Origin of the sequence: Streptomyces sp. NPDC059524 (genome assembly GCF_042749255.1) — a bacterium.
In the GTDB taxonomy this organism is placed as follows: Bacteria; Actinomycetota; Actinomycetes; order Streptomycetales; family Streptomycetaceae; genus Streptomyces; species Streptomyces xanthii.
Window position 1 is genome coordinate 25,308 of sequence record NZ_JBHYTK010000045.1, and the last position, 25,163, is coordinate 50,470.

General features: G+C 69.3%; 21 protein-coding genes. 11 read left to right on the top strand and 10 right to left on the bottom strand.

What is annotated here, in order from left to right:
• Positions 1 to 103 precede the first annotated feature (103 nt).
• The 9 genes from rpmH (at position 104) to ACFW9D_RS15510 (ending at position 7,098) form a co-directional block, all read left to right on the top strand.
• Positions 104 to 241 (top strand): 50S ribosomal protein L34, encoded by a 138-nt coding sequence (rpmH, locus tag ACFW9D_RS15470; RefSeq protein WP_003949374.1) that lies wholly within the window; start codon positions 104 to 106, stop codon positions 239 to 241.
• Between the two features lie 20 nt (positions 242 to 261).
• Positions 262 to 633, top strand: coding sequence for a ribonuclease P protein component (gene rnpA / locus ACFW9D_RS15475; RefSeq protein WP_188337967.1), 372 nt, complete (start codon positions 262 to 264; stop codon positions 631 to 633).
• Positions 630 to 980, top strand: a complete 351-nt coding sequence (gene yidD / locus ACFW9D_RS15480; RefSeq protein WP_188337966.1) for a membrane protein insertion efficiency factor YidD — start codon at positions 630 to 632, stop codon at positions 978 to 980. Before rnpA ends, yidD begins: the two co-directional genes overlap by 4 nt.
• An 8-nt stretch (positions 981 to 988) precedes the next feature.
• Positions 989 to 2,299, top strand: a complete 1,311-nt coding sequence (gene yidC, locus ACFW9D_RS15485; protein WP_188337965.1) for a membrane protein insertase YidC — start codon at positions 989 to 991, stop codon at positions 2,297 to 2,299.
• A 27-nt stretch (positions 2,300 to 2,326) separates the two neighbouring features.
• Complete coding sequence (locus tag ACFW9D_RS15490) at positions 2,327 to 2,833, top strand: protein jag (RefSeq protein ID WP_384622133.1); 507 nt, start codon at positions 2,327 to 2,329, stop codon at positions 2,831 to 2,833.
• A 107-nt stretch (positions 2,834 to 2,940) separates the two neighbouring features.
• A complete protein-coding gene (gene rsmG, locus ACFW9D_RS15495; RefSeq protein ID WP_188337963.1) occupies positions 2,941 to 3,657 on the top strand; it encodes a 16S rRNA (guanine(527)-N(7))-methyltransferase RsmG in 717 nt (238 codons plus the stop codon).
• Between the two features lie 312 nt (positions 3,658 to 3,969).
• Positions 3,970 to 5,046: a ParA family protein gene (locus ACFW9D_RS15500; RefSeq protein ID WP_188341449.1), complete on the top strand. Its 1,077-nt coding sequence runs from the start codon at positions 3,970 to 3,972 to the stop codon at positions 5,044 to 5,046.
• A complete protein-coding gene (locus ACFW9D_RS15505) occupies positions 5,043 to 6,176 on the top strand; it encodes a ParB/RepB/Spo0J family partition protein (protein ID WP_384622135.1) in 1,134 nt (377 codons plus the stop codon). Before ACFW9D_RS15500 ends, ACFW9D_RS15505 begins: the two co-directional genes overlap by 4 nt.
• A 304-nt stretch (positions 6,177 to 6,480) precedes the next feature.
• Entirely contained in the window at positions 6,481 to 7,098 is a 618-nt protein-coding gene (locus tag ACFW9D_RS15510; RefSeq protein ID WP_188337961.1) for a GNAT family N-acetyltransferase, read from the top strand.
• A gap of 87 nt (positions 7,099 to 7,185) precedes the next feature.
• Here ACFW9D_RS15510 and trxA read toward each other — a convergent pair whose 3' ends face one another.
• The 7 genes from trxA to ACFW9D_RS15545 all read right to left on the bottom strand — a co-directional run bounded on the left by trxA (position 7,186) and on the right by ACFW9D_RS15545 (position 16,823).
• Entirely contained in the window at positions 7,186 to 7,518 is a 333-nt protein-coding gene (gene trxA, locus ACFW9D_RS15515) for a thioredoxin (RefSeq protein ID WP_188337960.1), read from the bottom strand.
• A 49-nt stretch (positions 7,519 to 7,567) separates the two neighbouring features.
• The gene (gene trxB / locus ACFW9D_RS15520; RefSeq protein ID WP_188337959.1) at positions 7,568 to 8,545 is read right to left on the bottom strand and encodes a thioredoxin-disulfide reductase; all 978 of its coding nucleotides are present in this window, start codon (positions 8,543 to 8,545) and stop codon (positions 7,568 to 7,570) included.
• 141 nt (positions 8,546 to 8,686) lie between these two features.
• A complete protein-coding gene (locus ACFW9D_RS15525) occupies positions 8,687 to 9,613 on the bottom strand; it encodes an anti-sigma factor family protein (protein ID WP_384622139.1) in 927 nt (308 codons plus the stop codon).
• Positions 9,610 to 10,323, bottom strand: a complete 714-nt coding sequence (gene sigM, locus ACFW9D_RS15530) for an RNA polymerase sigma factor SigM (protein WP_384622141.1) — start codon at positions 10,321 to 10,323, stop codon at positions 9,610 to 9,612. The genes ACFW9D_RS15525 and sigM overlap by 4 nt, the downstream gene beginning before the upstream one ends.
• Before the next feature lie 33 nt (positions 10,324 to 10,356).
• The gene (locus ACFW9D_RS15535; protein ID WP_384622144.1) at positions 10,357 to 12,075 is read right to left on the bottom strand and encodes a protein kinase family protein; all 1,719 of its coding nucleotides are present in this window, start codon (positions 12,073 to 12,075) and stop codon (positions 10,357 to 10,359) included.
• Positions 12,076 to 12,194: 119 nt separating this feature from the next.
• Positions 12,195 to 14,438 (bottom strand): murein biosynthesis integral membrane protein MurJ, encoded by a 2,244-nt coding sequence (gene murJ / locus ACFW9D_RS15540; RefSeq protein WP_188337955.1) that lies wholly within the window; start codon positions 14,436 to 14,438, stop codon positions 12,195 to 12,197.
• A gap of 45 nt (positions 14,439 to 14,483) precedes the next feature.
• On the bottom strand, positions 14,484 to 16,823 hold the full coding sequence (locus ACFW9D_RS15545; RefSeq protein ID WP_384622147.1) for a DUF6049 family protein: 2,340 nt from the start codon (positions 16,821 to 16,823) through the stop codon (positions 14,484 to 14,486).
• A 222-nt stretch (positions 16,824 to 17,045) separates the two neighbouring features.
• Here ACFW9D_RS15545 and ACFW9D_RS15550 point away from each other — a divergent pair, with 222 nt between their 5' ends.
• Positions 17,046 to 18,518 carry a CCA tRNA nucleotidyltransferase gene (locus tag ACFW9D_RS15550; RefSeq protein WP_384622150.1) on the top strand — a complete coding sequence of 491 codons (1,473 nt, stop codon included), beginning with the start codon at positions 17,046 to 17,048 and terminating at the stop codon, positions 18,516 to 18,518.
• 103 nt (positions 18,519 to 18,621) lie between these two features.
• Here ACFW9D_RS15550 and ACFW9D_RS15555 read toward each other — a convergent pair whose 3' ends face one another.
• From ACFW9D_RS15555 to ACFW9D_RS15565, 3 genes are all read right to left on the bottom strand, one after another.
• The gene (locus ACFW9D_RS15555) at positions 18,622 to 19,926 is read right to left on the bottom strand and encodes an MFS transporter (RefSeq protein WP_384622153.1); all 1,305 of its coding nucleotides are present in this window, start codon (positions 19,924 to 19,926) and stop codon (positions 18,622 to 18,624) included.
• A 131-nt stretch (positions 19,927 to 20,057) separates the two neighbouring features.
• Positions 20,058 to 21,140, bottom strand: a complete 1,083-nt coding sequence (locus tag ACFW9D_RS15560; RefSeq protein WP_188337951.1) for an inositol-3-phosphate synthase — start codon at positions 21,138 to 21,140, stop codon at positions 20,058 to 20,060.
• A gap of 43 nt (positions 21,141 to 21,183) precedes the next feature.
• Entirely contained in the window at positions 21,184 to 21,864 is a 681-nt protein-coding gene (locus ACFW9D_RS15565) for a PadR family transcriptional regulator (RefSeq protein WP_188337950.1), read from the bottom strand.
• Between the two features lie 370 nt (positions 21,865 to 22,234).
• On the opposite strand from ACFW9D_RS15565, the gene ACFW9D_RS15570 reads away from it, so the two are divergent.
• Positions 22,235 to 24,961: a transglycosylase domain-containing protein gene (locus tag ACFW9D_RS15570; RefSeq protein WP_384622157.1), complete on the top strand. Its 2,727-nt coding sequence runs from the start codon at positions 22,235 to 22,237 to the stop codon at positions 24,959 to 24,961.
• Positions 24,962 to 25,163 lie beyond the last annotated feature (202 nt).

Genomic DNA, 25,163 nt, shown 5'->3' on the forward strand with positions numbered 1-25,163 from the left:
GTGCGTGTAGCGGTGCACTCGGGCGTATTGCGAGCTACTCGTGGGCGCACGGTGACAGCCAGGCGATGTCCCGCCACCACACGATTTCTTCTGGAGCCCCCGAGTGAGCAAGCGCACCTTCCAGCCGAACAACCGTCGTCGCGCCAAGACCCACGGCTTCCGGCTGCGTATGCGCACCCGTGCCGGCCGCGCGATTCTCGCGTCCCGCCGTGGCAAGGGTCGCGCCCGCCTGTCCGCCTGACCGCGTAAACAGGTCATGACGTGCTGCCTACCGAGTATCGGCTGAGGCGGCGCGAAGACTTCGCGACCGCGGTACGCCGAGGACGTCGGGCTGGACGCCCGCTTCTCGTCGTCCATCTACGCAGCGGTTCAACGGACCCGCACGCGCCTGGGGAGAGCGTTTCCCCGCCGCGTGCGGGTTTCGTCGTGAGCAAGGCAGTAGGTGGAGCCGTCGTACGGAACGCGGTGAAGCGCAGACTTCGGCACCTCATGCGCGACCGAGTGGCTTCGTTGCCCCCAGGTAGCCTGGTAGTCGTACGCGCGTTGCCCGGAGCGGGTGACGCCACCCACGCACAGCTGGCCCGAGACCTGGACGCTGCACTCCAGCGGCTCCTGGGAGGGGGCGCGCGATGAAGTACCCACTGCTCGCCTTGATCAAGATCTATCAGTGGACGATCAGTCCGCTTCTTGGTCCGGTGTGCAAGTACTACCCGTCGTGTTCCCACTACGGCTTCACGGCCATCGACCGGCACGGTGCGATCAAGGGAACAGCCCTCACCGCCTGGCGCATCCTTCGGTGCAATCCGTGGTCGCCCGGCGGTGTCGACCACGTTCCGCCGCGCAAGCGTCCGCGTTGGCACGAGATGCTCCGGAACGCCTTGCGCGGGGACAAGAAAGCGGCCCCCGTCGTTGACGGCGACAGACAGCCTGCCCAGGACACCCCGTCCACAGCGACCCCGCCCCATGCCCAAGGAGCCTGATCAGGGACATGATTTCCGATATCGTCAACGCGATTTCCGGCGTCTTCGCGTTTCTCACCTACCCGGTGTCCTGGGTCATCGTCCAGTTCCACAAGGTCTTCGGGGCCATCTTCGGGCCTGACTCCGGCTGGGCCTGGGGCCTGTCGATCGTCTTCCTGGTGGTGCTGATCCGCATCTGCCTGATCCCGCTCTTCGTGAAGCAGATCAAGGCCACGCGGAACATGCAGCTCCTCCAGCCGCAGATGAAGGCGATCCAGGAGCGCTACAAGAACGACAAGCAGCGTCAGTCCGAAGAGATGATGAAGCTGTACAAGGAGACGGGTACCAACCCGCTCTCCTCGTGCCTTCCCATCCTCGTGCAGTCGCCGTTCTTCTTCGCGCTGTACCACACGCTCTCGGGCATCGCCGACGGCAAGAAGGTCGGCGTCATCACGCAGTCGCTGCTCGACAGCGCGCAGAAGGCCCACATCTTCGGCGCCCCGCTCGCCGCGAAGTTCACGGACAGCGCCGAGGCCGTCGCCAAGATGGGCGGCTCCTCGCTGACCGACGTGCGGGTCGTCACCGCCGTCATGATCGTTCTGATGTCGGCGTCGCAGTTCTACACGCAGCGCCAGCTGATGACCAAGAACGTCGACCTGACGGTGAAGACGCCGTTCATGCAGCAGCAGAAGATGCTGATGTACGTCTTCCCCCTGATCTTCCTGTTCATGGGCATCAACTTCCCCGTGGGTGTGCTCGTCTACTGGCTGACCACCAACGTCTGGACCATGGGTCAGCAGATGTACGTGATCAACCGGAACCCCACCCCGGGCAGCAAGGCCCAGGCCAAGATGCTCGAGGGTCTGCAGAAGCACGTCATCACGCACAGCGCCACGCGGACCAAGCGCGAGAAGACGATCGTCAAGGCCATCGTCGCCAAGGGCCGCGACCGCAACGAGTACGAGCGCAAGTTCATCAACGGCCTGACCAAGGCCCAGCTGGCCGCCCAGGCGGACGGCACCGTGGTGAAGAGCACGGCCGCGACCGCGGTTCTGGACGAGGACGGCGCCCCCAAGGCCGCCGGCCCGCAGAAGCGGCAGCAGCCCAAGCGCCAGTCGAAGTCGCAGCGCCAGTCCGGCCCCGCGCAGGGCGGCGCCGAAGACGCGGCCCCGGCCAAGACGTCGCTGGAGAAGAAGGACGCGCCCGAGGACGCCGCTCCCAAGGCCAAGCAGGCCGGTGGCGGCAAGCAGGCCGGCGGTACCTCCAACGGCCGCAGCCGCGCCAAGTCCAACCAGCGCAAGGGCCAGCCGCCGCGCTCCAAGTCCTCGTCCAAGAAGTAAGCCTTGACCCAAGAAGGAGCCCCTCCAGTGACGGAAGGCACCACCTCTCCCGAGGGTGGCGACACCCTGACCCGCCTCGAGCAGGAGGGCGAGATCGCCGCGGACTACCTCGAGGGTCTGCTGGACATCGCCGACCTCGACGGCGACATCGACATGGATGTCGAGGCCGACCGTGCCGCGGTCTCCATCGTCAGCGACGGCAGCGGCCGCGACCTGCAGAAGCTGGTCGGCCGTGACGGTGAGGTCCTGGAAGCCCTCCAGGAGCTGACCCGCCTCGCGGTGCACCGGGAGACCGGGGACCGCAGCCGCCTGATGCTGGACATCGCCGGTTACCGCGCCCAGAAGCGCGCCGAGCTCACCGAGCAGGGCGCCAAGGCCGCGGCCGAGGTGAAGAACACGGGCGAGCCCGTCAAGATGAAGCCGATGACGCCGTTCGAGCGCAAGGTCGTGCACGACGCGGTCAAGGCCGCCGGTCTGCGCAGCGAGTCCGAGGGCGAGGAGCCGCAGCGCTTCGTCGTCGTACTTCCCGCCTGAGCGGTACGTCGCTTTCCCGGCCCCGTCTGTTCGCAGGCGGGGCCGATCTTTGTCAGCCTGTTAGTCAGCCACCCAGTGCGGTAGTGCGGTACGGAAGGACGGTCCCCGTGACGGAGGCAGCAGAACTCCCCCCGGCTCCGGAGCAGGCCCGGGCGGTATTCGGCGACCGCTACCAGGACGCGGTCCGGTACGCGGAGCTCCTCGCCGACGCGGGAGTGCAGCGCGGCCTCATCGGCCCGCGTGAGGTGCCGAGGCTGTGGGAGCGGCACATCCTGAACTGTGCCGTGCTCTCCGAGGTCGTCCCCGAGGGCGTCACGGTGTGCGACGTCGGGTCGGGCGCCGGCCTGCCGGGCATCCCGCTCGCCCTGGTCCGCCCCGACCTCAAGATCACGCTGCTCGAGCCGCTGCTGCGGCGGACGACCTTCCTCACCGAGGTCGTCGAGCTGCTCGGGCTCGACCACGTCACAGTGGTGCGGGGCCGTGCTGAAGAGGTGCTCGGCAAGCTGACGCCCGTGCATGTCGTCACCGCGCGAGCCGTCGCACCGCTGGACCGTCTCGCGGCCTGGGGCGTGCCCCTGCTGCGTCCGTACGGAGAGATGCTGGCGCTCAAGGGCGACACGGCCGAGGAAGAGATCAAGAGCGCCGGTGCCGCCCTGAGCAAGCTGGGCGCGGTGGAGACCTCGGTCCTCCAGGTGGGCGAGGGAGTCGTCGACCCGCTGTCCACGGTGGTCCGCGTCGAGGTCGGCGAGAGCCCCGGTGGTGTGCGCTTCGCCGCCAAGCGTGCCAAGGCCGCGCGTACGGGCCGTGCTCGCCGCAGGCGCTGAGTTGCCGGCCGCCCCGTAGCGGGCGGCCTGTGGACGAGTACCGCTGATCCACTCTGACGAACAGCGGTACTCCACAAAAGCTGTCCCCCGTACGCACGTCGGGGTGTCGCGCCGGGTGGCATCGGCCTGCGGTGCATCGTGTTTCACGTGAAACGTCGCTCACTGCTGCAGGGCATCATCAGTCGCGGTCGCGCTGCGGCCGCCCCTCGCGACCGAAAACCTCTGGGATCCCTCGCCAAGGGCATGGAGTTGTCCACAGAAGGGGTTTCATCCACAGAAGACAGGGCCTCGCTGGTTCTCGACCCCGAAGGCATGGGAGGCTCTGTTCATTGCGAGCCTGAAGTCGAGGAGAGTGAATCCTTGCGGTCCGACGCCAACATCGCGGGACCGATGACCGATCCGGTCCCCGGTCCCCGTACCGAGTCGGCGGGGGAGGATGTTTCACGTGAAACACCGACCCCGATGGACGACACACCCATCGGTCGCGCTGCCCAGCTGGCAGTGGAAGCTCTCGGTCGCGCGGGCGAGGGCCTGCCACGCCCCGAGCAGACCCGCGTCATGGTGGTGGCCAATCAGAAGGGCGGCGTCGGAAAGACCACGACGACCGTCAACCTCGCCGCTTCGCTCGCGCTGCACGGCGCCCGCGTCCTGGTGATCGACCTGGATCCTCAGGGCAACGCCTCCACGGCACTCGGCATCGACCACCACGCCGAAGTCCCCTCCATCTACGACGTCCTGGTCGACAGCAGGCCGCTCGCGGAAGTGGTCCAGCCCGTCCCCGACGTGGAAGGCCTCTTCTGCGCCCCCGCGACGATCGACCTCGCCGGTGCCGAGATCGAACTCGTCTCGCTGGTGGCACGCGAGAGCCGGCTGCAGCGGGCCATCCAGGCGTACGAGCAGCCTCTGGACTACGTCCTGATCGACTGCCCGCCGTCCCTGGGCCTGCTGACGGTCAACGCGCTGGTAGCGGGGGCCGAGGTGCTGATCCCGATCCAGTGCGAGTACTACGCGCTGGAGGGCCTGGGGCAGCTGCTGCGCAATGTGGACCTCGTGCGCGGTCACCTCAACCCGAACCTGCACGTCTCCACGATCCTTCTCACGATGTACGACGGGCGCACCCGGCTGGCCTCGCAGGTCGCCGAAGAGGTCCGCACGCACTTCGGCGAAGAGGTTCTGCGTACGAGCATCCCGCGCTCGGTCCGTATCTCGGAGGCGCCGAGCTACGGGCAGACCGTGCTGACCTACGATCCAGGGTCGAGCGGTGCACTTTCGTACCTCGAAGCGGCGCGTGAGATGGCGCTGCGCGGGGTGGGGATCCACTACGACGCCCAGCAGGCCCACTCGGGCACGCAACTTGACCAGCAGAGCACGCCGGAGGGTATTCAATGAGCGGACAGCGGAGGGGACTGGGCCGAGGCCTCAAAGCCCTGATTCCGGCGGCTCCCACCCCTGAGGACTCGGTGTCCGCAGGCCCGGCGAGCGGCGTCTCGTCGTCCTCCAGCACGCTGCCGACGCTGACGTCGGAGCGCGGTGTGGCGGCGGCGAAGCTGGCCTCGCTCCCGCAGGCCGCCGTTTCGCGCGAGCAGGCTTCTGTTTCACGTGAAACAGAAGAGCCCCTCGCGCCCAGCGCTCCCGTCGCCGGCAGTGCCGAAGCGTCTGAGGTGGCGTACTTCGCGGAGCTGCCGCTCGACTCGATCACCCCGAACCCGCGGCAGCCGCGTGAGGTGTTCGACGACGAGGCTCTCGCGGAGCTCGTGACCTCCATCAAGGAAGTCGGGCTCCTCCAGCCGGTCGTCGTGCGGCAGGTCGGCCCCGAGCGCTTCGAGCTCATCATGGGCGAGCGGCGCTGGCGGGCCAGCCACGAGGCGGGGCTGGAGCGGATCCCGGCGATCGTCCGGGCCACCGACGACGAGAAGCTTCTGCTCGACGCGCTCCTGGAGAACCTCCACCGGGCGCAGCTGAACCCGCTCGAAGAGGCGAAGGCGTACGAGCAGCTGCTCACCGACTTCAACTGCACGCACGACCAGCTGGCCGACCGCATCGGCCGCTCGCGTCCGCAGGTCTCCAACACGCTCCGTCTGCTGAAGCTGTCGCCGGCCGTGCAGAAGCGGGTGGCCGCGGGTGTGCTGTCCGCGGGGCACGCCCGTGCTCTGCTCGCGGTGGAGGACTCCGAGGAACAGGACCGCCTCGCCCTGCGCATCGTCGCCGAGGGACTGTCGGTGCGTGCCGTCGAGGAGATCGTGACCCTGATGGGCTCGCACTCCAAGAGCACGACGCGGGCCAAGGGGCCGCGGGCCGGGGCGCGTGTCTCCCCGGCGCTCACCCAGCTGGCGACGCGTCTGTCGGACCGGTTCGAGACGCGCGTGAAGGTCGACCTGGGCCAGAAGAAGGGCAAGATCGTCGTCGAGTTCGCCTCGATGGAGGATCTCGGCCGCATCCTCGGCACGCTGGCTCCGGGTGAGGGCCCGGTGCTGCAGAACGGCCTGCCGGAGACGGCAGAGGCCGACGAAGAGGACTGAGTCACCCCTCGCTCGACAAGGCGGGCCGTGTCCGGTGTGTACCGGAACACGGCCCGCTCTTTGCTTTCTTACGGTATCGGTGGAATCTCATCGTGGTTACGATGCGACGGGGAAGGACGCAGCCACCCAGTAGCACCTCTGAGAGGGAAGCAGTGGTCATGCGATCAGTGAGTCGCGGCGGACTGGTGACCGCAGGTCTCGGTCTGGGAGCTGTCGGCGGTTTCGTCGGCGGGCTGCTCAGGGAACGGAGCGCTCTGACCGCCGCCCGGGTCGCGGCGGGCGAGGGAAGCGAGGAACTGTCTTCATGGGGCGTCGCCTCTTACCGCTCACGCTGGACAACCTTCCGGACCTTCCCAAGCGCTGTCGCTCGTGCGTCTTCTGGGAACTGGACCCCGTCAGCGGCGAAGCAGCGGTAAAGGCCGGAACGCCGGGGCTGGAGAAGGAAGCCTGGATCTCCGCCGTCCTCCTCGAATGGGGCTCCTGCGGCCGCGTCGTCTACGTGGACGACAACCCGGTCGGCTACGTGCTCTACGCCCCGCCCGCGTACGTGCCGCGCTCCACGGCGTTCCCGACGAGCCCCGTGTCCCCCGACGCCGTCCAGCTGATGACCGGCTGGATCGCGCCGAGCCATCAGGGCCAGGGACTGGGGCGGGTCATGGTGCAGACCGTCGCCAAGGATCTGCTGCGCCGCGGCTTCAAGGCCATCGAGGCGTTCGGCGACGCACGGTGGAAGGAACCCGCCTGTCTGCTCCCCGCGGACCATCTGCTCGCGGTCGGCTTCAAGACGGTGCGGCCCCATCCTTCGTATCCACGACTGCGGCTGGAACTGCGCACGACGCTCTCCTGGAAGGAAGACGTCGAGATGGCGCTGGACCGCCTGCTCGGGGCGGTGCAGAAGGAACCGGCGCTGCGCCCCCTGTGAACGCCGAAGGGACCAGCCCACAGGGCTGGCCCCTTCGTGTTTCACGTGAAACATCGGCGGCCGTCCACCGGACGGCGGCGCCTCACCTTACTCGGCGATGAACTCCTCGAGGTCACGCACGATGGCGGCCTTCGGCTTGGCACCGACGATGGTCTTGGCGACCTCGCCACCCTGGTAGACGTTCAGGGTCGGGATCGACATGACGCCGTACTTGGCGGCCGTGCCGGGGTTCTCGTCGATGTTGAGCTTGACGATCTCGATCTTGTCGCCGTACTCAGCCGCGATGGCCTCGAGCGACGGCGCGATCTGGCGGCACGGACCGCACCACGCGGCCCAGAAGTCCACCAGTACGGGCTTGCCGCTCTTGAGGACGTCCTCCTCGAAGGAGTCGTCCGTCACGTTCTTCAGGTTGCCGGCCACAGCTGGCTCCTTTTTTTCTCGGGGGGAATGCGGGAGGGGAGTTCTGGGGTCAGACGTTCGCGGTCTGGGTCTGCTCGGGCTCGGCGGCCTCGCCGTCGGCGAGCGCGGCCAGGAAGCGCTCGGCGTCGAGGGCGGCGGAGCAGCCCGTGCCGGCGGCCGTGATCGCCTGGCGGTAGGTGTGGTCCACGACGTCACCGGCGCCGAAGACACCCGTCAGGTTGGTGCGCGTCGAAGGGGCCTCGACCTTCAGGTAGCCCTCGTCGTCGAGCTCGAGCTGGCCCTTGAAGAGCTCGGTGCGCGGGTCGTGGCCGATCGCGATGAAGAGACCGGTGACAGGCAGCTCGGAGGTCTCGCCCGTCTTCAGGTTGCGCAGCGTCAGGCCCTCGAGCTTCGGGTCGCCCTTGATCGCGGCGACCTCGCTGTCCCACACGAACTTGATCTTCGGGTCGGCGAAGGCGCGCTCCTGCATCGCCTTGGAGGCGCGCAGGGTGTCGCGGCGGTGCACGATCGTCACGGACTTGGCGAAGCGCGAGAGGAAGGTCGCCTCCTCCATCGCGGTGTCGCCACCACCGATCACGGCGATGTCCTGGTCCTTGAAGAAGAACCCGTCACAGGTCGCGCACCAGGAGACGCCACGGCCGGAGAGGGCGTCCTCGTTGGGCAGCCCGAGCTTGCGGTGCTGGGAACCGGTGGTGACGATGACGGCCTTCGCGCGGTGCACGGTGCCCGCGGTGTCCGTCACGGTCTTGATCTCACCGGTGAGGTCGACGGCCACGACGTCGTCCGGGACGAGCTCGGCGCCGAAGCGCTCGGCCTGGCCGCGCATGTTGTCCATGAGCTCGGGGCCCATGATGCCTTCCTGGAAGCCCGGGAAGTTCTCCACCTCGGTCGTGTTCATCAGCGCGCCACCGGCGGTGACGGCGCCTTCGAACACAAGCGGCTTCAGCGACGCGCGCGCGGTGTAGAGCGCCGCCGTGTAGCCGGCGGGCCCGGAGCCGATGATGATCACGTTACGGACGTCGCTCACGGCTGGATTCCTCGTCTCTGCGGGACTGCTGCGTTCTGCCGGGGGAGCCTCTTCTCCGGACTCTCACCCCACCCAACGGATCCTACGGGGCGTGCATTCCCGACGTGTCCGAGCGCACGTCGGGAGTGCGTTCGGACCGGGTCAGCCGCGGTCGTAGGAGTGGGTGTACAGCAGCTCGCCCGGTGTCGCCGAGGACTTCTGGGCGCAGGAGGCGTCCACCACGAAGGCCGTGACCCGGTGCTCCGGGTCGGTCTTGTGGGGCAGCACGACGAGGTACGCCTTCTTCCCCTGGTACGTGCCCTGCTCGGTCGCCAGGGGAGCCTCGGTGCGGCGGGTCCCCTGCTGGACACACGGCGGCACGTCGTCCGACGCCAGCTTCGGCATCGGGGAGTCCGATCGCGGAGTCTTGGGCCCGCTGTCCTGGGTGCTCAGGGAGCGGTCCTTGGCCTTGCGGTCCAGGAGCTGCGTGACCTTGTCTCCGAGCGTGCCCGCCGCCAAGGTCCCGGGGGCGGGCGCCTCGGCGGTCGAGGACCGGTGCGCGGTCGGCGTGCCGCCCCCACCGCCGCTCTGGAGCAGGAGCGTCCCCATGCCGAGCGCGGCGACCGTGAGCACCGTGCCGATGGCGGCTGTGGTGCGCCGGCGGACGCGCCGGTTCTTGCGGCCCGGGCCGGTGCTGGTGCTGCGGGCATGTCCGGTGGGGCGATCGGAGGGCCGTGCGGTGTCGGGTGTTGTTTCACGTGAAACACCGATGGTTTCACGGACGGGTTCCTCGAGCCGGTCGTGCCGCGAGTGCTGCTCGTCCTCGGGTGCGAGCGTGTCGAGGAAGGCCTCCGCCGCGAGCGCCGCGTCGATGCGGCCGGCGATGTCCTCGGGCATCCGGGGCGGGCCGGGCATGGTCCCGAGCATGCCGCGGATCTCCTGGAGGGACGCGTGGACGTCCGCGCAGAGCGGGCAGCCGTCGAGGTGCCGCCGGATCTCCGCTGTGCGGGACGGCGGCAGCAGGCCTTCGGTGAGATCGGAGATCTCCGTGACCTCAGGGTGCTCCGTCGTGCCGGTCGAGGAAGTCACGCTCGTCCACCTCCGCCCTTCACCGCAGCCGAATCATTGGGTCCTGCCTCGCCCGGAGGACCCGCTGCAGGTGGGACGGATGTCCCCTGCGTCCGGTTCCGTCCGGCCGACGGGTTCTCGCCGCCGTCCTTCCCGCGCCGCTCTTCGCGGAGGTGGGTGAGCAGGGGCAGTAGTTTGGCGCGGCCGCGTGCGCAGCGGCTCTTGACCGTGCCGGTGGGGACGTCGAGGACCTGTGCCGCTTCCGCGACCGGATATCCCTGCATGTCCACGAGGACGAGAGCGGCCCGCTGATCGGCCGGGAGCGAGCGCAGGGCCGCCAGGAGTTCGCGGTGCAGATCAGCACGTTCCGCGGGAGCCTCCGCCGATTCGTGCGGCTCCAGGAGTTGCTCCAGGCGCTCGGTGTCCTCCATGGGCGCCGTCCGGCGGGAGGCCGTCTTGCGGGCCCGGTCCAGGCAGGCGTTCACCGTGATCCGGTGCAGCCACGTCGTCACCGCCGACTGTCCGCGGAAGGTGTGGGCGGCGCGATAGGCGGACACCAGGGCGTCCTGGACCGCGTCCGCCGCCTCTTCCCGGTCGCCCAGGGTGCGCAGCGCGACGGCCCACAGCCGGTCCCGGTGCCGCCGCACGATCTCGCCGAAGGCGTCCTTGTCCCCCGCGACATGGCGGGCGAGGAGGTCCTGATCGCTCGCTTCGCCGTAGGCGTCGTCCACTGCCGAACCCCCTCCCCCTGGTGTCCTGCTCCGTCAGCCGGTGAACTTCACTTCCGTGATGCCCTGCTTGTACCCGGCGCCGCTGTAGCCGTCCTGGCCGGCGTGCGGCAGTGCGGTCAGCCAGACGAGCACGTAGCGGGTCTTGACCGGCTTGTCGGCCTTGATCTCCGCGGAGTCCTTCGCCGTCTGCGTCTGAGAGCCGATCCGCTTCAGCCCGCTGACCGCTCCCGGGTTCAGGGAGTCGGAAGCGTACAGCGACACGGTCGTGTGGTCACCGCTGTAGCGCAGGCCGATCGTCGCGGCCGAGACGTCCTTGGCGGAGCCGAGGTCGTACACGATGCCGACGCCCGGCTTTATGACCATCTTCGGACCGTCGAGGAAGGACTTCGTGCGCCAGAACGTCGAGCGGTCCCCGTCGTAGGTCTTGCCGACCTCGCCCGCGGCCTGGGCGCTGCCCTCGGCCACGTACTCCTGGGCACCCGAGATCGCGAGCGGCGCGGCGGGCTTCTTCTCGCCCTTCTCGCCGCCGTCCGTGGTGTGCGTCGTGTCCGTGCCGTCGCTCTTGCCGCGGTCCATGAGCGCGTCCGCCAACTGCCAGCTGCCCAGGCCCAGCGCGGCGATGAGCAGCGCCGAGACGGCCCACTTGAGGGCCTTGCCGGTGCGGCTGTGCAGCGGGGGCGGAGGCGCCGGCACGGGCTGGGTGGCGACACTCGTGCGGCCGTAGTTGCCCTGCTGGTACGTGGTCCGCTGGTACTCGGGCGGCGCCGTGAACGCGGGCTCCGGCGGGCGGATCTTCGGCATCTCGCCGATCGCCTTCACCAGGTCCTCGGGCGTGGTGCACGGAGGCTCCTGACGGGACGCCGTCGCCCCGTCGTTGGCGAGCGCGCGCATGGCGAGCTCGGCGAGGCCGCGGTGGACGCCGGCCCGCACCTGGTCGGGCGCGATGAGTCCGACACCCTTGGGCAGCCCCGACAGGCCGTACGCGTCGTTCTCGTACGGCCAGCGCTGGGTCAGGGAGGCGTAGAGGAGCGCGCCGATCGCCTCGGTGTCGGTGCGCTGCGGGGTGTCGGAGGAGATGCCGCGCAGCGCCGCGTTCACGGCGAGGCCGCGGATGCGCCACTGGCCGGTGGAGGTGCGCAGCACGGCGCTCGGCGTCAGGCGCAGATGGGCGAGGCCCTCGCGGTGCGCCGCCGCCATGGCGAACGAGACCTGACTGACCATCTGGTAGGCGTCGTGCGCCTCCAGGGAGCTCGCGGCCAGCAGCGCGGTCAACTCCGTGGCGTCGGGCAGCCACTCGTGGACGACGTAGACGAGCTCGTTCTCCTCGACCGCGTCCAGGACCTGGACGAAGCGAGGGTCACCGAGGAGGGCCGACGACCGGGCCGCCGCGAGCACCGAGCGGGCCCGCGGATGGTCGGCGGGCAGCAGGTGCACGCCGACGGCGCGGCGCAGTTTCTCGTCGACCGCACGCCAACTGCTGAAACCGTCCAGACGGGTGACACATTCTTCGAGCCGGTAGCGCCTGGCGAGCTTGTGGCCGCTGTGCAACTCGGGTGGCGAGGACGTGGCGGGGCTCAGGTGCGTGCCCGTCTCCGCGGTGTCCGCGGCCTCCTCCTGCGCCGGTGTGTCCTGCTCTTCGGTCTTGGCCACCCCGTCGGCCGTGGCCCGCTCCGCCTTGTCCGTCTCGGCGGTCAGCGGCTCGTCGCCGCCGTTGTCGGCCACGTCGACGGCAGCCGTGCTCCGTTCCGCCACCGTCGTTCCTGCCTCCCCATCCGTTGCACTCACTCCGACGCCAAAGCCAATTGTGCCCACAGTCCGACGCTATGCACGACACGCGGTGCTCGTCGAAGGTTGTAGGCGCATCCGGCCGACTAGCGACCGAGGCGACCGCGGACCATCCCGACCATCGAATTCAGCTCCTCGATGCGCATCTTGCGGGCCGCCACGTAGAACACGGCGAGCAGCGCCGCGCCACCGACGACCAACGCCGCGATGGAACCGAACGCGCCGTGGCCGAGCATCTCGGTGAGCGCGTACCCGATTCCGCCGCCGATGACCGCGGCCGGCACGGATGCGAGGCAGAGCCGTGCGTACGTCCGCACGACCTGACGGCCGTCGAGGTCGCCGCCGAGCCTGTTGCGCAGGCGCCGCCAGGCGATGCCGACGCCGATCGCGTACGCGAGACCGTACGAGAAGGCCATGCCGACGACGGCCCACCGCGCGGGCAGGATCAGGTAACAGACGGCCGAGGCCGCCGCGTTGACCGCCGCCACGATGACCGTGTTGTAGAAGGGCGTCCGGGTGTCCTCGTAGGCGTAGAAGCCGCGGAGCACCACGTACTGCACGGAGTACGGGATGAGGCCCAGGCCGAACGCCATGAGGATGTACCCCATCGACTGGGCGGCCTCGGTGCCGCTGGAGCCGAAGAGCAGGGTGCACATCGGAATGCCGAGTGCCACGAACATGAAGGCCACGGGGACGATCGCCACCGCGGAGGTGCGCAGACCCGAGGAGATGTCGTCGCGGACCGCGCCCGGGTCGCCGTCGTGGGCCGAGCGCGAGATGCGCGGCAGCAGCGCGGCCATGACCGAGACGGTGATGATCGCCTGCGGCATGCCCCAGATCAGCTGGGCGTTGGAGTAGCCCAGGATGCCGGTGCCCTTGACGTCCGAGGCCTTGCCGGCCGCGGTCGCGAGCTGGGTGACGACCAGGACGCCCGCCTGGTTGGCGAGGACGAACAGGACGGTCCACTTGGCGAGCCGGACCGCCTTGCCGAGGCCGTGGCCCTTCCAGTCGAAGCGCAGCCGGAAGCGGAAGCCGGTCTCGCGCAGGTACGGGATCATCGCGAGGGCCTGGACGACCAGGCCGAGCAGCGTGCCGATGCCGAGGAGGCGGACGCCCTCCGGCGGGATGTTGTGCACCGTCATGTGCGAGTCGGCCGCGGTCCCGTAGACCCACAGGAACAGGCCGAACGTGGTGATCATGACGATGTTGTTGAGGACCGGGGTCCACATCATCGCGCCGAACTTGCCACGGGCGTTCAGGATCTGACCCATGACCACGTGCACGCCCATGAAGAAGATCGTGGGCAGGCAGTAGCGGGCGAAGGTGACGCCGACGTTGTTGGCCGCCGGGTCGTCGGCGACCGAGGTCGACATCAGCCTGATGAGCAGCGGCGCGGCGAAGACGACGATCGCGGTGATCGCGGCCAGCGCGACCATGACGAGCGTCAGCAGGCGGTTGGCGTAGGCCTCGCCGCCGTCCTCGTCCTCCTTCATGGAGCGGACGAGCTGCGGCACGAACACCGAGTTCAGACCGCCGCCGACGGTCAGGATGTAGATCATCGTCGGCAGCGTGTACGCGACGGTCCAGGTGTCACCGAGCAGACCGGCGCCGAGCGCCGCGGTGATGATCACGGTGCGGACGAAACCGGTGAGGCGGGAGACGAGCGTGCCCGCCGCCATCACCGCGCTCGACTTCATGAGGCTCGCGGCTCGGCCCGCCTTCTTCGGCGCGGCGGCCGGTGCGGCCGCCGGCGTGGGCGCGGGCACCGTCGCCTTGCCGAGGTACTGGGTCTGGTCGTCGACCGGAGGCCCGGCGGCGGCGCGCCCTCCGCTGTAGCCCGGCTGCTGGTCGCGGAACAGGTGCGCGAAGGCGTCCGGCTCCTCGCGCTCCTCGCCGGCCTGCGTCACGAGGTCGTCGACGCCGACGAACTGCGTCGTGCGCGCGTCGTCGCCGTACGGCAGGTACTGGGTGGGGCCCTCCGGCTCCGGAGCGGGCGTCTGGGCCCACACCCGGGGGTCGGGCTGGTACTGGTTCGCGGGCGGCGGGTCGTACAGCGGCTGCGACTGGTACGTGCCCGGGGGCGGCGGCGGGTGCGCGGCGCGGTCGTACAGCGCCTCGGTCACCGGGTCCTGGGCCGCGAGGTCGTTCGCGCGGTACGGGTCCTGGTCGTAGGCGTCCTGCAGATAGGCGTCCTGCGGATACGCGTCGGGAGCGGGCTGGGGCGGCGGCACCTGGCCGCCGGCCCCGTGGGCCCCGGTGCGCGGGTGGCCATCGCCCGAGGCAGAGCCGCCCGAGCCCTGGCCACGGTCACCGTTGTACGGCGCGTTCATGGATACCCCACCTCATCGTCCCCGGCCCACCGGCCACGACATCGCTCAACGGTCCACTCTCTCACCCGGGCCCGACGGGGCCGTGCTTTCCGAAGCGGTGTCAGCGGTCGGGTCACTCGCCTGCTGCGGAACCTGTGCCTGGGTGGCGGACGCCGGCGCCTCCTCGGGCGCGCCGTCGGCATCCTCCTGCGCCTCGTCCTGCGGGGCGTCCTCACCGTCGCGGTCCGCGGCGGCGCGCTTGCGCTGGATGTACATCCGGAAACCGGCCAGGACCAGCAGCAACACACCGCCCGCGATCACGAGCATCACGGTCGGGGTGATCTCCGTGACGTCGACCTTGAAGTCGAGCTCCCCGCCGTACGGCTGGCCGTCCTCGGTGTAGAGCTGCGCGTGGACGGTGATCGGACCGGTCGCCTTGGCCGTCGTGGTGAACTTCACGGACTGGCTGTGGCCGCTCGCGATCGTCACCACCTTGTCCTCGAAGTCGTGGTCGCCGATCTTCAGGCGGGTGCCGTTGTCGGAACGCAGGCGCAGGACGAGGTGGTCGACGTCCTGCCACAGGTTGTTCTGGACCGACACCGGGATGGTCGCGCTGCGGCCGGAGAGCCGGACCGTGGACTTCTCGATCAGCTTGACCTGGCCGGTCAGCCCCGACAGATACGTCGAGACGCCGTCCCGGAAGGCCCGGGAGTCCTTGGCGCGGCCGCGCCAGGACGTGGACATCTCACGGTCCATCGCCCGGCCGAACGGCGTCACGACACGGGACTCGTCGGTCAGGACGACCTTGAAGTTCTCCAGATCACGCTGGGTGGCGGCGATCTGCTCGAAGGCCGGCCGGGAGAGCTCCTGGCGGCGCAGCGCCGACGGGTAGGACCGGGTCGAGGGGACGCGGGTCGTCGCGCCCGGATCGGGCTTGGCCTTGGCCGCCGCGGTCAGGGACTGGGACTCGGACCAGCCGCTGTCCTGGAGGTCCCGCACCGCCCGGGCCATCGCCTGGGCCTGACTGGCCGACGGCATGCGCTGCGGGGCGATCACGACGCTGCGCTGCTTGTCGGTCTGCATGTTGAGCATCAGGCTCTGGGCCAGGAACTCCTGGACGGCGAGCGTCGTGCCCTCCGCGCTCGTCATGTCGCCCTGGAAGGCTGTGGAGAGGCGTGCGTCGCTGACGACGGCCGTGGCACCGCCGCCGATGGGGCGCGCGGCGGACGGCGTGTACTGCAGGGCGCCGGCCTCACGGAAGGTGTCGCTGCGCGCGATGATCTTGTCGGCTCCGGCCGACGTGGCGACCTTCACGACGTCCGGGTCGAGGGCGCCCTCGGCGGGCCAGGCGTAGGACGTGTCCGGCCGCACGTGCAGGACCGTGTCCACGGTCGCCACGGCGGCGTCCGTGGCCGCCTTGAGGTGACCGAGCGAGCCGCCGACCTTCGTGCCCGAGTGCGCCAGCGAGGCCAGGTCGGGATCGGCGAAGGGCAGCGTCACGACCTTCTGGTCGCGCACCGCCGTCTCCAGCTGTCCCAGCCACTCCTTGGCGACGGCCTGGTCCTTGCCCGACGTGAGCTTCCCGTCCGCGCCCTTGATCTTGTACGACTCGGTCATCGCGTCGACCGACGCCAGCAGATCGGGGTCGATCACCCAGGTGACGTCGAGCTCGCTGCCCAGCGCCAGCATCTGCTGGAGCCGTCCGCCGGGGCCGATCTCCTTGGCCAGGCTGTCGTCGTCGAAGACCGGCGTCTGCTCCTCGTTCGTGCCCGTCTCGGCCGTGAGGTGCGTGTCGGAGATGAGCGGCCACAGGACCGTCGTCCGGGTCCGGGTGTCCGCGCCGCCGGGCTGCCAGGGCAGGAACGTCCGCTGGATGCCGAGCGTCTGCTGGAAGCGCTGCGCGGCCGTCTGCCCCATGAGGGCGACGCTGATCTGGTAGACGCCGTCGGCACCCAGGTGCAGCTGCTTGACGGGTACCGAGAGAGTGAAGTCCTGAGGGACCCCGGGGTCGAGGCGCGAGAACTTCTGCGCGTACTTGCTCGCGACCTCCGTGCCGTCCGGGACACCGCCCGTGGCGCGCTTCGCGGCCCCGTCGATCGCCGAGCGTCCCCCGTAGGACGTGCCGACCCGGAGCCCCACGTGGGCGTCCGTCACGGCCTGCTTGCCCTTGTTCGTGACCCGGCCGCGGACGGTGACCGTGCCGCTGTCGTCGGGCGCGGTGGGCGAGAGGGAGGTCACGGCGACATCGACGGTGTTCGTCCCCGTGGCGGCGGCGGTCGCGGCCGCGGGGGATGCCGCCTGGGCCGCGGGGGCACCGGGCAGCAGGGGCAGCGCCGCGAGCAGCGGCGCGGCGGCCAGTGCCGCTCCGGTGCGCCGCAGCAGTCGGCGGGCAGGAGAGGGATTCATCCCTGGGAAGTCTGCCGCCTCGGCCACGCGCTCGTCCGTCCCTCGTCGTCGTCAGTGGTCGCAGATGTGTCCACGCATGGTAACGAGGCGCGCTGTGGCTCAGTGCCTGGGTCCGCCTCACAAGATCGTGGAGACAGGGTAGGGGCGCGCGGGGGCCGGTCGTGCCACGGCCCCGGCAAACGGTTCGGCCGGGGGTGCCGGGGGCACGTACCCTGTCCTGTTGTGCCGAACGCCAATGAAGACAACGCCAGTGCCCTGAGCGAGGTGCAGCACCGCGCCGTCAGCGAGCTGCTGCGGGTTTCGCCCGTCGCCGACGAGCTCGCCCGCCGATTCCAGGAGGCCGGGTTCTCTCTCGCCCTGGTCGGCGGCTCGGTACGCGACGCGCTGCTCGGCCGGCTCGGCAACGACCTGGACTTCACCACCGACGCCCGCCCCGAGGACGTCCTCAAGATCGTCCGTCCCTGGGCCGACGCGGTGTGGGAGGTCGGCATCGCCTTCGGGACCGTCGGCTGCCAGAAGGACGCGCGGGTCGACGGCGTCGACCAGAGCTTCCAGATCGAGGTCACGACCTACCGGTCCGAGGCCTACGACCGCACCTCGCGCAAGCCCGAGGTGTCCTACGGCGACTCCATCGAGCAGGACCTCGTCCGCCGCGACTTCACCGTGAACGCGATGGCCGTCGCGCTGCCCGAGAAGACCTTCGTCGACCCGCACGGCGGCCTCGAGGACCTGGCCGCGCGGATCCTGCGCACGCCCGGCACCCCCGAGGAGTCCTTCTCCGACGACCCGCTGCGGATGATGCGCGCCGCACGCTTCGCCGCGCAGCTCGACTTCGAGGTGGCCCCCGACGTCGTCACGGCGATGACGGAGATGGCCGACCGCATCGAGATCGTCTCCGCAGAGCGCGTCCGGGACGAGCTGAACAAGCTCATCCTCTCCGCGCACCCCCGCAAGGGCCTCACCCTGCTCGTCGACACCGGCCTGGCCGACCGTGTCCTGCCCGAGCTGCCGGCCCTGCGCCTGGAGCGGGACGAGCACCACCGGCACAAGGACGTCTACGACCACACGCTGATCGTGCTCGAGCAGGCCATGGCGCTGGAGACGGACGGCCCGGACCTGACGCTGCGCCTCGCCGCCCTGCTGCACGACATCGGCAAGCCGCGCACTCGCCGCTTCGAGAAGGACGGCCGGGTCTCCTTCCACCACCACGAGGTGGTCGGCGCCAAGATGACGAAGAAGCGCATGACCGCGCTCAAGTACTCCAACGAACTGGTGAAGGACGTCTCGCGCCTCGTCGAGCTGCACCTGCGCTTCCACGGGTACGGCACGGGCGAGTGGACCGACTCGGCCGTGCGCCGTTACGTGCGCGACGCGGGCCCGCTGCTGACGCGTCTGCACCAGCTCACCCGCTCCGACTGCACGACGCGCAACAAGCGCAAGGCGAACGCGCTCTCGCGGGCGTACGACGGTCTCGAGGAGCGCATCTCCCGGCTCCAGGAGCAGGAGGAGCTCGACTCCATCCGCCCGGACCTGGACGGCAACCAGATCATGGAGATCCTGGACGTCCGTCCCGGCCCGGTGATCGGTCAGGCGTACAAGTTCCTGCTGGAGCTGCGGCTGGAGAACGGTCCGATGGAGTACGACGCGGCCGTCGAGGCTCTCAAGGAGTGGTGGGCCGAGCGCCCACAGGACTGAGCGGACACAGAACTGAGCGGACACCGGCAGGCGGGGCGTTGTTTCACGTGAAACAACGCCCCGTGGCATGTACGGGCGGCGGCCCCTTCGCGGGCGGGCCCACTCAGGAGTCGTGTTCGCGCGGCGATGTTTCACGTGAAACAACGTCCTCGGACTCCCGGCCGAAGCGGGCCATGACCACGCAGACGGCTCCGTACAACGCCGCGACGAGAACCACGAGCGGGACGGAGCGGCCGTCGGGCGGGAGCATCAGCGCCGCGACTCCGGCGGCCCCGACGAACGAGACGTTGAACAGCACGTCGTAGACGGAGAAGATCCGGCCCCGGAACCCGTCGTCCACCGAGGACTGGACGAGGGTGTCCGTCGCGATCTTCGCGCCCTGGGTGGTGAGTCCGAGGACGAAGGCGGCCACCAGTATCGGGGGCGGTTCGAAGGCGAGGCCGAGGGCGAGCTCCAGGACGGCGGCGACGCCCGCGCAGATCGTGATCCAGCCGCTGGGCCCGAAGCGTCCGGCAGCCGCCGGGGTGACGACGGCCGCGACGAAGAAGCCGGCCCCCGACACCCCCACGGCGAGTCCGAGCAGGGCCAGTCCCTCGGACTCCGTGGACGACCAGGCGTACCGGCACAGCATCAGCACCATGACGAGCAGGGCGCCGTAACAGAACCGCATGACGGTCATCGCGGCCAGCGAGCGCGTCGCGGCCGGCCGGGAGGTGAGGTGCCGCACGCCGGAGAGCAGATCCCGCGCGGCCCCGGCCAGGGCGGCACGGAGCCGGGGCTGGACGAGTTCGGGATCGGGGCCGAGCAGTTCGGCGTCCATGGACAGGGACGCGAGCGCCGCGCAGAGATAGAGGAAGGCGCCGAGCAGGACGACGGCCGCGTCGGAGTCCGAGGCGATCAGACGGACACCGAAGGCCAGACCGCCGCCCAGCGTCGCGGCGAGGGTGCCGGCGGTCGGGGAGAGTGAGTTCGCGACGACGAGCCGGTCCTCGTCGACCACGCGCGGCAGTGTGGCCGAGAGCCCGGCGAGCACGAAGCGGTTGACCGCCGTCACGCACAGAGCGGAGGCGTAGAAGAGCCAGTCCGGGGAGTGGACCAGCATCAGGACGGCCGTCGCCGAGGCGAGCAGCACGCGCAGGAGGTTGCCGTAGAGGAAGACCTGGCGGCGGCGCCAGCGGTCCAGGAGGACTCCTGCGAACGGTCCCACGAAGGAGTACGGGAGGAGCAGGACGGCCATCGCCGAGGCGATCGCGGCGGGCGAGGTCTGTTTCTCCGGAGAGAAGACGACGTACGTGGCGAGCGCGACCTGGTACACGCCGTCGGCCCCCTGGGAGAGCAGCCGCAGCGTGAGCAGGCGCCGGAAGTCGCGCAGGCGCAGCAGGAGGCGCAGGTCACGGACGACAGCCATGGGGCACAGCCTCACATAAGAGGCAGGCCCCCGGAGGCACGACGTGTGCGATTCCGGGGGCCTGCACAGCCCTCAGGCCGCGGGTGCTCGGCACGCTTCATGTTTCACGTGAAACACCCGCCTGGGGAAGGTCAGCGCTCGACCTCGCCCTTGATGAACTTCTCGACGTTCTCGTAGGCCTCGTCGTCGAAGTACTGAACCGGCGGGGACTTCATGAAGTACGAGGACGCGGAGAGGATCGGGCCGCCGATGCCGCGGTCCTTGGCGATCTTCGCGGCGCGCAGGGCGTCGATGATGACACCCGCCGAGTTCGGGGAGTCCCAGACCTCGAGCTTGTACTCCAGGTTCAGCGGGACCTCACCGAAGGCACGGCCCTCGAGGCGGACGTACGCCCACTTGCGGTCGTCGAGCCACGCGACGTAGTCGGACGGGCCGATGTGGACGTTCTTCTCGCCCAGCTCGCGGTCGCGGATCTGCGAGGTGACGGCCTGGGTCTTCGAGATCTTCTTCGACTCGAGGCGGTCACGCTCGAGCATGTTCTTGAAGTCCATGTTGCCGCCGACGTTGAGCTGCATGGTGCGCTCGAGACGGACACCGCGGTCCTCGAACAGCTTCGCCATCACGCGGTGCGTGATGGTGGCGCCGACCTGCGACTTGATGTCGTCGCCGACGATCGGGACACCGGCCTCGGTGAACTTGTCCGCCCACTCCTTGGTGCCGGCGATGAAGACCGGGAGGGCGTTGACGAACGCGACCTTGGCGTCGATGGCGCACTGCGCGTAGAACTTCGCGGCGTCCTCGGAACCGACGGGCAGGTAGCAGACCAGAACGTCGACCTGCTTGTCCTTGAGGATCTGGACGACGTCGACCGGAGCCTCGGCGGACTCCTCGATCGTCTCCCGGTAGTACTTGCCGAGGCCGTCGAGCGTGTGACCACGCTGGACCTGGACGCCCGTGTTCGGGACGTCGCAGATCTTGATGGTGTTGTTCTCGGAGGCGCCGATGGCGTCGGCCAGGTCGAGGCCGACCTTCTTCGCGTCGACGTCGAACGCGGCGACGAACTCGACGTCACCGACGTGGTAGTCGCCGAACTGGACGTGCATGAGGCCGGGGACCTTGGTCTCCGGGTCAGCGTCCTTGTAGAACTCGACGCCCTGCACCAGCGAGGCGGCGCAGTTGCCTACGCCGACGATGGCTACGCGAACCGAACCCATTCCGGTTGCTCCCTGTGTGTACTGGTGAAGTCCTGAGCGGACTTCACATGGCGGTGTCGTCGGACGGATCCGGCCGGGTGCTGTCCCGATGCCGGGGCAGGCCGCCCGTCTCTCCAGATGTGTCCTGCTGAGCTGCGTCCCCCGGACCCGACCGTTGCTGGTCGCGACCCGCGCGCTCGCTCTCGATGAGCTCGTTCAGCCAGCGCACTTCGCGCTCCACGGACTCCATGCCGTGGCGCTGCAGCTCGAGCGTGTAGTCGTCCAGGCGCTCCCGGGTGCGGGCGAAGGAGAGGCGCATCTTCTCGAGACGCTCCTCCAGCCGGCTGCGACGGCCCTCGAGGACGCGCATCCGCACGTCGCGCGACGTCTGCCCGAAGAAGGCGAATCGCGCGGCGAAGTGCTCGTCCTCGTACGCATCGGGGCCGGTCTGCGAGAGCAGCTCCTCGAAGTGCTCCTTACCTTCCGCCGTCAACCGGTAGACGATTTTGGCGCGACGTCCTGCGAGCGGGGTCGCGGGAGCGTCTTGGGGACCGGCACCCGTCTCCTCGATCAACCAGCCGTTGGCGACCAGCGTCTTGAGGCAGGGGTAGAGGGTCCCGTAACTGAAGGCTCGGAAGACCCCCAGCGACGTGTTGAGTCGTTTGCGCAGCTCATAGCCGTGCATCGGGGACTCGCGGAGCAGTCCGAGGACGGCGAACTCGAGGATCCCGGAACGCCGGCTCATGTCGCCTCCTCACTGCCGCGGGCCTGTGTATCGACTCTTTATGTCGAGCTGATGTATCGGCTCGATACATCCCGACGATAGAACGAGGTCACGGTTGGGACAAGAGGGATCACGGTGAACGGCGTCACATCACCGATTCGTAGGAAGCAACTTGCCTGATTTGGGGTGAACTTCGCCTCTCGGTGGGTTTTGACGGTGCGTAGTCTGTCCGCCATGCAGACCACCGGGAACCAAGTGATGCCTGGGGGCGTCGTCGTCCCCGGTGGAGTACGGGTGAGTGCCGGAACGGGCTCGTCCGTAGTTCGGGGGGACCGGAAACCAGCCGCCGTCCAGGCGCGACAGCCGCGCCTGCCCTAGGAGTAGTCGTTCGATGAGCGAGCACCGTCGCAAGCCCCCGCAGCCGCAGGGCGGCGGGCGCGCCGCGGCCCGTCGCGGAGCATCCGGAGCATCGTCTGGGCGCCGCGCGGCGCCGCGCGACAACACTGTGTCACCGTCCGATTCCTATGGAGGCGGCGGAGAAGCGTCCTGGGGCGGCCGCGCGGAGGCGCGCCGTGCCGCCCAGCGCGGTGCCGGAGGAGGCAGGCGCAGGGCGCCCGAGGGCGGCGCGGGCCGCGGTGGAGCCGGTGGTGGCGGACGCCGCGGCGGAGGCGGCCCCGGTGGCCCGAACGGGCCCGGACGCGGCAGGGGCCGTGGGCCGGCCCGCCCGGAGAAGAAGAGGTTCATCGACTACCCGCGTGCCTACAAGGACGGCTGGCGCCGCTGGGTGCCCTCCTGGCGCCTGGTGACCGGACTGTGCCTGGGCTTCCTCGGCAGCCTCATGGCCGTCGCGGGCGTCGCGTACGCGCTGGTGGGCGTCCCGAACGTGGCGATCGCGGCCAAGCAGCAGAACAACGTCTACTACTGGTCCAACGGCAAGCCGATGATCGCGACCGGTGGTGTGACCAACCGGCAGATCATCAAGTACGCGGACATCCCGGAGGAGATGCGCTTCGCCGTGATGTCGGCGGAGAACAAGACCTTCGAGACCGACAAGGGCATCGACCCGATGGGTATCGCCCGTGCCGTGGTCAACATGGCCAAGGGCGGCGAGACCCAGGGTGGCTCGACGATCACCCAGCAGTACGTGAAGAACGCGATGCTGGACGACCAGTCGCAGACCGTCTCCCGCAAGTTCAAGGAGCTGCTCGTCTCGATCAAGGTCGGCCGAACGGTCGACAAGGACGACGTGATGGCCGGCTACCTGAACTCCGCGTACTACGGGCGCGGCGCGTACGGCATCCAGGCGGCCGCCCGTACCTACTTCGCCAAGGACGCGTCCGATCTCAACGCGAGCGAGTGCGCGTTCCTCGCGGCCGTGCTCAAGGGCGCGACCTACTACGACCCGGCCGGCTCGCCCGGTATCGACCCGGTCAACGCCACCGCGGAAAAGAACACCGCTCGTGCCGAGCTCCGCTGGAAGTGGATCCTCGACGAAGAGGTCAAGGACGGCCGGCTCACCCAGGCCGAGCGTGCCAAGTTCGACAAATTCCCCAAGCTGCAGAACCCGCGCAGCAACGCCCAGCTCAGCGGCCAGATCGGTTATCTAGTCGACCTTGCCAAGGCGAGTGTCCTCAGGAACACGGAGATCACCGAGCAGCAGCTCAGCAAGGGCGGCTACGAGATCCACACCACCTTCGACCGCAAGAAGGTGAACGAGCTCGAGAACGCGGTCAAGAAGGTCCGCAAGGAGAACCTCGACCCGAAGCGCACGTTCCAGGGCAAGAAGGTCGACACGCACGTCCAGTTCGGTGGCGCCTCCGTGAACCCCAAGGACGGGGCCATCGAGGCCATCTACGGCGGTGAGGACGCGACCAAGCACTTCACCAACAACGCCGACGTCACCGGTGTCCAGGTCGGCTCGACCTTCAAGCCGTTCGTCCTGGCGGCGGCCTTCGAGTACGGCGTCAAGGACCCGGACGCCGGCAACGACCAGGACGAGACGACACGCACGATCGTCTCGCCGAAGAGCCTGTTCAGCGGCAAGAACGGCCTGAAGATCAAGGACTACGACGGCACGATCTGGCGGAACGAGAAGGGCGAGGAGTGGAACCAGGAGAACGACGGCAAGCAGTCCTACAACCCGCCCAGCTACCAGATCGACCTGCGTGAGGCCATGCGCGAGTCCGTGAACTCGGCCTATGTGCAGCTGGGCATGGACGTCGGCCTCGACAAGGTGAGGGCGACCGCGACGAAGGCCGGCCTCCTGGAGGACAGCTTCGCGGACTCCAACTACCCGTCCTTCTCCCTCGGCACCTCCGACCCCAGTGCGATCCGTATGGCCGGCGCCTACGGGACGTTCGCCAACAGCGGTCAGCAGAACGACCCGTACTCGGTGAAGTCCATCGACCACGGGGGCGAGACGATCTACCAGCACAAGTCGCAGGCCAAGCGCGCCTTCGACAACCCGGTCGCCGACAACGTGACCGACGTGCTGAAGACCGTGGTCGACAAGGGCACCGGTACCGCGGCGCGGCTGCCCGGCCGCGACGTGGCCGGCAAGACGGGTACGACCGACGGCAACAAGTCGGCCTGGTTCGTCGGCTACACCAAGCAGCTGTCCACCGCGATCACGATGTACCGGATGGACGACAACGAGAAGAACAAGAAGCGCGAGTTCCTCGAGATGTACGGCACCGGTGGTCAGGACAAGATCCACGGTGCCTCGTTCCCGGCCGAGATCTGGCACGACTACATGTCGCAGGCCATGGAGGGCCAGCCCTTCGAGTCCTTCCCGACGCCGGAGCCCATCGGTGAGGTCGTCGGCAAGCCGAGCCCGTCGCCGACCCCGTCGATGACGGCGTCGCCGTCCGAGTCCGCTTCCGCGACTCCGTCCCCGAGCCAGTCCAGCGAGAGCACGTCCCCGTCGCCCACGGAGACCTGCAACAAGTGGAAGGACTGGACGTGCACCACTAACGGCGGCACGACCGACGGAGGGACGACCGACGGCGGGACCACGGACGGCGGAGTCACTCCGGATCCGTCAGGCAGTGCCACGGACACCACCGGGAGCACACGCGGCAACGGCAACGGAGGGGGCCTCTTCGGAGGCACAGGCTGAGTGAACACGCTGTGTTTCACGTGAAACACAGCGTGACCCCGTGTCGGGGGGGGGGGGGGGGCCCCACCCCCCCCCCGCCCCCACCCCACCCCCCCAAACCCCCACCCCCCCACCCCCCCCTTGAAACTCGGCCGGTTAAACGGTCTGATAGCGTCGGAAACCCAACACCGACGGCACGCGCCCGGAGGAAAGCCCGAGAGGG